Origin of the sequence: Scandinavium sp., assembly GCF_051650185.1 — a bacterium.
In the GTDB taxonomy this organism is placed as follows: Bacteria; Pseudomonadota; Gammaproteobacteria; order Enterobacterales; family Enterobacteriaceae; genus Scandinavium.
Genome location: NZ_JBOFIN010000062.1, coordinates 1 through 7,455, shown reverse-complemented (window position 1 = coordinate 7,455; position 7,455 = coordinate 1). Strand labels below are relative to the sequence as shown.

Annotated in this window: 7 protein-coding genes, 1 rRNA gene and 2 pseudogenes; 1 reads left to right on the top strand and 9 read right to left on the bottom strand. The window is 52.1% G+C overall.

Annotated features, from left to right (window positions below; all coding sequences use genetic code 11):
• Positions 1-90: ribosomal RNA gene (gene rrf / locus ACRCWW_RS07725) — 5S ribosomal RNA — on the top strand; the annotation flags it as partial.
• A 93-nt stretch (positions 91-183) separates the two neighbouring features.
• Here rrf and ACRCWW_RS07720 read toward each other — a convergent pair.
• From ACRCWW_RS07720 to fis, 9 genes and pseudogenes are all read right to left on the bottom strand, one after another.
• On the bottom strand, positions 184-942 hold the full coding sequence (locus tag ACRCWW_RS07720; protein ID WP_330984059.1) for an amino acid ABC transporter ATP-binding protein: 759 nt from the start codon (positions 940-942) through the stop codon (positions 184-186).
• 7 nt (positions 943-949) lie between these two features.
• Positions 950-2,053: an amino acid ABC transporter permease gene (locus ACRCWW_RS07715; protein WP_438681887.1), complete on the bottom strand. Its 1,104-nt coding sequence runs from the start codon at positions 2,051-2,053 to the stop codon at positions 950-952.
• Between the two features lie 9 nt (positions 2,054-2,062).
• Positions 2,063-3,244, bottom strand: a complete 1,182-nt coding sequence (locus ACRCWW_RS07710; RefSeq protein WP_438681886.1) for an amino acid ABC transporter permease — start codon at positions 3,242-3,244, stop codon at positions 2,063-2,065.
• Positions 3,245-3,311: 67 nt separating this feature from the next.
• On the bottom strand, positions 3,312-4,337 hold the full coding sequence (locus ACRCWW_RS07705) for an amino acid ABC transporter substrate-binding protein (protein WP_438681885.1): 1,026 nt from the start codon (positions 4,335-4,337) through the stop codon (positions 3,312-3,314).
• Positions 4,338-4,817: 480 nt separating this feature from the next.
• Complete coding sequence (locus ACRCWW_RS07700; RefSeq protein WP_438681884.1) at positions 4,818-5,039, bottom strand: lipoprotein; 222 nt, start codon at positions 5,037-5,039, stop codon at positions 4,818-4,820.
• Between the two features lie 208 nt (positions 5,040-5,247).
• Positions 5,248-6,496, bottom strand: a pseudogene (locus ACRCWW_RS07695) (bifunctional diguanylate cyclase/phosphodiesterase).
• Between the two features lie 39 nt (positions 6,497-6,535).
• Positions 6,536-6,640 (bottom strand): annotated as a pseudogene (locus ACRCWW_RS07690) (MHYT domain-containing protein); the annotation flags it as partial.
• A 130-nt stretch (positions 6,641-6,770) separates the two neighbouring features.
• Positions 6,771-6,935, bottom strand: coding sequence for a DUF2556 family protein (locus ACRCWW_RS07685; protein WP_330984051.1), 165 nt, complete (start codon positions 6,933-6,935; stop codon positions 6,771-6,773).
• Positions 6,936-7,084: 149 nt separating this feature from the next.
• Positions 7,085-7,381, bottom strand: coding sequence for a DNA-binding transcriptional regulator Fis (gene fis / locus ACRCWW_RS07680; RefSeq protein ID WP_000462905.1), 297 nt, complete (start codon positions 7,379-7,381; stop codon positions 7,085-7,087).
• Positions 7,382-7,455: the final 74 nt, after the last annotated feature.

Genomic DNA, 7,455 nt, shown 5'->3' with positions numbered 1-7,455 from the left:
ACCTGACCCCATGCCGAACTCAGAAGTGAAACGCCGTAGCGCCGATGGTAGTGTGGGGTCTCCCCATGTGAGAGTAGGGAACTGCCAGACATCAATTAAGCAAAAAGCCCAGTCTTATGACTGGGCTTTTTGCTTTTGTGCTTTATACCCAATGAAGATTCTCCCCCTCAGGGGAGAACTGGTTCAATGGATAACCTGGGAAAGGAACGCACGAGTTCGTTCAGATTTTGGATTAGCAAAGAACTGATCCGGCGGAGCCTGCTCCACTATCTCCCCGCGATCCATAAAGATAACTCTGTCGGCGACGGTTCTGGCAAAGCCCATTTCATGAGTCACACAAAGCATCGTCATACCGGATTGCGCCAGGCCAATCATGGTATCCAGCACTTCTTTCACCATCTCTGGATCCAGCGCAGAAGTGGGTTCGTCGAACAGCATAATCTTAGGCTTCATGCACAGTGAACGAGCGATAGCGACACGCTGCTGCTGCCCGCCAGAAATCTGCCCTGGGAACTTATGGGCGTGCTCTGCGATACGTACTCGTTCGAGATAGTGCATGGCCAGTGCCTCTGCTTCCTTCTTCGGCATCTTTCTGACCCAGATGGGGGCCAGTGTACAGTTCTGCAATACAGTCAGATGAGGAAACAGGTTAAAGTGCTGGAACACCATCCCGACTTCCTGACGAACGCGTTCGATGTTGCGGATATCTTCGTTGAGCTCGATCCCATCGACCACGATCCGCCCCTGCTGGTGCTCTTCCAGGTGGTTGATACAGCGAATGGTCGTTGATTTTCCTGAACCTGAAGGCCCGCATAACACGATCCTCTCGCCTTGTTTCACATTCAGGTTAATGTCTTTGAGCACATGAAACTGCCCGTACCACTTATTGACGTTTTCCAGCGTAATCATCGCATCCGCCGGTTGTAGTAATGTTTGACTCATAGTTTCCTCAATGCGGCGTACGCCCGGTGTTAAAGCGCTTTTCCAGATGTTGGCTGTAGCGCGACATGCTAAAGCAGAAGATCCAGTAGATCAGTGCGGCGAAGACATAGCCCTCGGTCGACATGCCGAGCCAGACGGGATCGACGGTTGCCTGCTGGACACTACTGAACAGATCAAACAGGCCGATGATGATCACCAGACTGGTATCTTTAAAGAGCGCGATAATGGTGTTAACCAGCCCTGGTATTACCAGCTTCAGAGCCTGAGGCAGAATGACCAGTGCCTGTGTTTTCCAGTAGCCCAGGGCAAGGGATTCCGCGGCTTCATATTGTCCTTTTGGCAAGGCCTGCAGACCGCCACGAACAACTTCCGCGACATAGGCTGACTGGAACAGAATGACTCCGACCAGCGCTCTGATTAACTTGTCGATGCTGGTCCCTTCCGCCATAAACAGCGGCAGCATTACTGATGACATAAACAAGACGGTAATCAGCGGCACGCCGCGCCAGAACTCAATAAAAATAACTGACAGGATACGCACGACAGGCATCGTCGAACGACGCCCTAGCGCGAGCAGTATGCCGAGAGGCAATGCGCCAGCAATCCCGACGGAGGCAATGATCAGCGTCAGCGTCAGCCCGCCCCACTGCCGGGTTTCCACGCGCTCCAGCCCAAGAAAACCGCCATACAGCAGGAACCACACCACGATTGGATAGATAACTGCCCAGCAGGCGATATAGCGTCCGCGGCGAGGCATCGCGTTCCAGAACATGGGCACGATACTGAGCAAACCAATGACTAATGCCAGGTTTATGCGCCAGCGCTGGTCGTGCGGGTACAGGCCATACATGAATTGCCCGAAACGCTGGTGAATGAAGACCCAGCAGGCGCCGGCTTTAGTACAGTCAGCCCGTGTGGTGCCTACCCAGTTCGCCTGGAGGATAGCCCAGTTAAGAAGAGGCGGGATGACCTCCCACAGCACCCAGATGCAAAACAGCGTCAACAGGGTGTTCGACCAACTGGAAAACAGGTTTTTGCGAACCCAGTTAATGACCCGCCCTGAACCGACACTGGCAGGGCGAGGAGGATGTGACAGAAGAGCTTTTGTCATCGGGACTCCCTAGCGCTCAATCAGTGCCATTCGGCGGTTATAGATGTTCATCAGCAGCGAAATCGTCAGGCTGATAATGAGGTACACCGACATGGTTATCGCAATAGTTTCGATGGCCTGGCCGGTCTGATTCAGTACTGTCCCGGCAAAGAGCGACACCATATCCGGATAACCAATTGCCGCTGCGAGCGACGAGTTTTTGACGATATTCAGATATTGGCTGGTGAGTGGGGGAATAATCACCCGCAGAGCCTGAGGAATGATGACCTGGCGTAATGTGACTGGGTTTGGCAGGCCTAAAGAGCGTGCCGCTTCATGTTGACCATAAGGTACGGCCTGAATGCCCGCGCGTATGATTTCGGCGATAAAGGCAGAGGTGTAGACCGACAGCGCCAGCGTCAGTGCGGCAAGTTCCGGGATCAGCGCCATACCACCGCGGAAGTTAAATCCACGAAGCTCCGGGACATCCCAATGTATCGCTGCGCCGAAAATCCAGTGTGACAGAAGCGGTAAGCAAACAATCAGTCCAAGCGCGACAGGCCAGGTTCTCCTCATCTGCCCCGTTTTGATTTGCAGGTTTTTGTTATAGCGGTAAAGCCCTGCGGAAATCATGATGGCCAGAAGAATTGCGCCAGCAAAGGCCAATAATCCCTCCCCTAACTGGGGCGCAGGAATGTACAAGCCACGGTTGCTGAGAAAAACAAGATCGAAGGCGTTAACCGCCTGGCGTGGGCCGGGAAGATTACGCAACACAGCGAAGTACCAGAAAAAGATCTGCAACAGCGGCGGAATGTTGCGGAAAATTTCGATATACAACGTGGAGAGCTTACGCAGCAGCCAGTTCTCTGAAAGGCGGGCAAGGCCAAGGAAAAAGCCGATGACCGAGGCGAAAACAATACAGAGCGCCGACACCAGCAGGGTATTCAGCAGTCCGACGACAAAGACGCGGCCGTAGGTGTCTCCTTGCTGATAATCAATCAGATGCTGAACAATGCCGAACCCGGCGCTGCGATCGAGAAAGGCAAATCCGGAGGTGATGCCGCGGTTGTTCAGGTTGGTAATGGTGTTGTGGATAAGGTAGATAGCAATTACAGCAACCGCTACCACTGCGATTATCTGAAATAGCCAGGCACGAACCGTGGGGTTGGAAAAGGAAAGCTGTCCTTTTACGGTCAGGCGGCGACGAGACATAGTGAAACCTCAATAACCAGACTCTGGAGAGGGCATCGCCGAAGCGATGCCCGTTACTGCTTAACAATCAACGTACTGGCGGAGCGTACTGGATCCCGCCATTGTTCCAGAGGTTGTTCTGACCCCGTTTGATTTTCAGCGCGCTGCCTTCACCGACGTTGCGATCGAAGATCTCAGCGTAGTTGCCGACTTGTTTCACGATGTTGTAGGCCCACTTGTTATCGAGCTTCAGGTCTTTGCCAAAATCGCCCTCTTTGCCCAGCAGATGTGACATATCCGGGGTGGAAGGATTCGCAAATTTCTCATCGACGTTTTTCGAGTTGATGCCCATTTCTTCAGCATTCAGCATCGCAAACAGCGTCCAGCGAACAATGGAGAACCATTCGTCATCGCCACGGCGCACAACAGGCCCCAGAGGCTCTTTAGAAATGACTTCAGGCAGGACAATCCAGTCGCCCGGTTTGCTCAGCTTGATGCGCAGGGCGTAAAGCTGCGACTGGTCAGACGCCAGCGTATCGCAGCGACCAGATTCGAGCGCTTTAGCGGATTCATCGGAGCGGTCAAAGGTCACTGGGGTGTACTTCATGTTGTTGGCTTTGAAGTAATCAGCCACGTTCAGCTCAGTATCCGTTCCCGCCTGAATACACACGGTCGCGCCATCCAGTTCTTTTGCACTTTTCAGGCCCGCTTTATCGTGAGTCAGGAAGCCGATACCGTCGTAATACGTTACGCCAGTGAAAGAAAGCCCCATACCCGCATCGCGAGAAGAGGTCCAGGTGGTATTACGTGACAGCAGGTCGACTTCACCCGATTGCAGCGCGGTGAAACGTTCTTTCGCGGTGAGCGGGGTATATTTCACTTTATTGGCATCACCAAACACCGCTGCAGCCACACCACGGCAAACGTCTACATCAATACCGGTGAATTTACCGTCGGCATCTGCATAGGAGAAACCCGGCAATCCATCACTGATACCACATTGCACAAAGCCTTTCTTTTTGACGGCATCGAAAGTAGTACCCGCATGTGCCTGAGTTGAGAGTGCAAACAGTACGCCCGCCGCAGTGAGGCTGGCGATCATCATCTTTTTCATAAAGCATCCTGTGTGGCGAAAATTTATCGTTATAAATAATGACGTCCGGGAGAACGTCGAAACCTGTCTGTGGCCATGGCCATTTCCTCTAAAGCAAAGGGAATGCCAGAATTGCAATCACCAGCGAGAGGGTCGCTGTGGCGCAATAAAGTGAGTGTAGTCAGGAAAGAAAAAAGTAAGCGCCCTGGGATGGTGCAAAATTGAAACCTGTGCCACAAATCAGAGCGAAAAAGTTTCAGTATTGAGAGCAAAAAGGGAAATGATTTCGCAGGTTAATATTGGCGTGAAAATGAACGGGGGAATTACTGTGAAATCGATCACGTGTATTTAGGTGAGTAATAACTTTTCATGATGGTGGCGATGATTTAAAAAACGAAATTATTCTTTTTAAGCGTGGTGATAGCGCGATTTATTTACTTTTATCCGGGGGACTGCACCATGTTGAAGCAAAAGCGCGGGAGGGCCCGCGCTTCGGTGAAACTATTTGGTTAAGGCGACGATACCCAGCGTCAGGCCTGCCAGAGCAGCAGCGCCGCCAGCGATAGCGCCCGCTGTTTCCCAGTTATCCTGCGTCGTACCTTTCACACAGGTATTGGTATGAACCAGCTGCCCCTGATCGTCATAAACCGGCACGCAAGGTGAATCATGTGCGCAGCCTGCAAGCAGAGCGGTCAGCAATGCAACTGAAATCAATCTTTTCATCATATTACCTCAATATCACGCCGCACTACTGAACCTGTTGTTTTGCGGAATTGCGGCTATTTTATCACCGTGATGTTGACCCATAGAGGGACAAATAATCTCAATTTATTTGAACTGTAAACATCGTGGAGGATTTGGTGAATATCCCGATAATAATGTAGAAAATATGCAGAAGGAAAAACTAAATTTCAGTCAGGTGTCGCTTTTTTTATCTGGTGCTGGCGCGGATAGCATCGGCACTCATCGGTTTACCCAACAGGTATCCTTGCAATGTGTTGCAGCCAAGCTCTGTCAGAAACTCCCGTTGAGCCGGTGTCTCAACACCCTCAGCCACAACCCGCAAATTAAGCGTTCTTGCCAGGGCCACAATTGCCGAGACAATCGTGGCGTCTTCACCCTCGCCATTGAGCTCCTGAACAAAGACCCGGTCAATTTTCAGTTCGCATGCAGGAAGCCGCTTAAGATAGAGGAGGCTGGAATAACCTGTCCCAAAGTCGTCGATAGATGCCTTCACGCCGAGTTCTGTCAGGCGCGTTAACACCTCAACACTCTGCTCCGGATTATGCATAGCTGTGGTTTCAGTCACTTCCAGAATCAACATTTCTGGCGGGATGTTGTGGCGGCATAGCGTCGACATCACCGTCTCAATCAACATCTCCTGTTCGAATTGCAGGGCGGAGAGGTTCACGGCCATAGACCAGTTCAATTGCCCTTCTGTGCGCCACTCGGCCAGCTGGCGACAGGCCTCATCAATAACCCAGTTGCCCATCGGAATGATGATCCCCGTTTTTTCCGCCAAAGGCAGGAAGAGATCGGGGGCGAGCAGCCCTTTGGACGGATGCTCCCAGCGCAGCAGCGCTTCAAAGCCCATAATAGCGCCGCTGGAAGCATGAAACTTAGGCTGGTAATGCACCGCCTTAAAACCGTCCAGGTCCATAAACATTAAGGCAAAGGGGCGATCTTCCCGATTGGCTTTGCTGATGGCTTGTTCAAGACGATCTTCAAACAACACGCGGTTCGGGAGGCGAGTTGTAGTGCATTCCGGCAATGGCTATGCCCATCAGGACGGCTGCACCAAAACGCATCAGGGCGACCTGTGCCGCCTCATGGCGTAAACGAAAAGTGAGCCAGAGTGCGGCAAATGAGGCAAGCAGGGCGATGATGACGGAGAGCGCGACCCAGCGATAATCCCAGACAATGGGCGGACTCACGTTCATCGCCGCCATCCCGGTGTAGTGCATCAGCACTACGCCAGTCCCCATTACGACGGCTCCCGGGCTAAGCCGCTTCAGCCTAAGGTGATCGACACTGACCAGCCACAGCGCAAACAGAGAAGAGGCTATGGCCACAGCCATGGAGATCGCCGTCAGGGCAGGGTCATAGCGCATAGCCATGCCGTTATCCATCGCCAGCATGCCGATGAAATGCATCGCCCAGACACCAATACCCATCGCCATTCCGCCGCCGGTCAGCCACAGCGCGGTAGCTCGGCCCTGGCTTGTCGACACGCGGCCCGCCATGTTCAGCGCAGTCCAGGCCGCGAGGATGGCAATCACAAAGGAAATGGCGACCAGAATGGGGTCGTAATGGCTGGGCAGCATGGTGTCATCAACTCATTCACGGGGTGTGAGGGCTGTGACATTACCATCGACATTAAGGGACTCAAAGGGATTTAAAACCCTTATTTTAGCGTGGAATATCAGCATGTTCGCCGACGTTGCCGGCATACTTTTATTCCAGGCTGGAGCAGTTCACCAGCTTGAGAGGATTCACGGAGTTCATATTGCGGCATTTTTCGCTTTCGGTCGCTAACAGCTCTATCCACTGCATCAGCAGTCCATCGAACAGAAACATAAAGAGGGCGAAGACAACCAGCCAACCGTACTTACGAAGCATACCTGCACCTGAAATGAGATTGCGTGAATGGCTGGCAATATACACGAAAAGTAACGTCTGGGAAGGGGGGAAAAGCGAGGGAATGTCAGGCATTAAAAAAGGCGCTTCCCCATGCCGAAGAGCGCCTTTTTAACCGTCATGAACGAAACTTAGTTCATGCCGTATTTTTTCAATTTCTTACGCAGAGTACCGCGGTTGATACCCATCATCAGGGCAGCACGGGTCTGGTTGCCACGGGTGTATTGCATCACCATGTCCAACAGGGGCTGTTCTACTTCAGCCAGTACCAGCTCATAGAGATCATTCACATCCTGACCATTCAATTGAGCAAAATAGTTCTTCAGTGCCTGTTTAACCGAGTCACGGAGAGGCTTTTGAGTCACCTGATCCTGAGAGTTAACGGTAGAAACGGTCAGTACGTCAGAATTTACGCGTTGTTCGAACATAGTTCTGTCAGCTCTTTATTTCTGTTTACGCAAAATTTTCGAAGTATGCCTCCAACGCCTCCAGCTGTACGCTG

Bases quoted from the DNA above. Each gene is read 5' to 3' on its own strand.
- fis (WP_000462905.1), bottom strand. From the start codon at position 7,381: ATGTTCGAACAACGCGTAAATTCTGACGTACTGACCGTTTCTACCGTT.
- ACRCWW_RS07705 (WP_438681885.1), bottom strand. From the start codon at position 4,337: ATGAAAAAGATGATGATCGCCAGCCTCACTGCGGCGGGCGTACTGTTT.
- ACRCWW_RS07720 (WP_330984059.1), bottom strand. From the start codon at position 942: ATGAGTCAAACATTACTACAACCGGCGGATGCGATGATTACGCTGGAA.
- ACRCWW_RS07700 (WP_438681884.1), bottom strand. From the start codon at position 5,039: ATGAAAAGATTGATTTCAGTTGCATTGCTGACCGCTCTGCTTGCAGGC.
- ACRCWW_RS07710 (WP_438681886.1), bottom strand. From the start codon at position 3,244: ATGTCTCGTCGCCGCCTGACCGTAAAAGGACAGCTTTCCTTTTCCAAC.
- ACRCWW_RS07685 (WP_330984051.1), bottom strand. From the start codon at position 6,935: ATGCTTCGTAAGTACGGTTGGCTGGTTGTCTTCGCCCTCTTTATGTTT.
- ACRCWW_RS07715 (WP_438681887.1), bottom strand. From the start codon at position 2,053: ATGACAAAAGCTCTTCTGTCACATCCTCCTCGCCCTGCCAGTGTCGGT.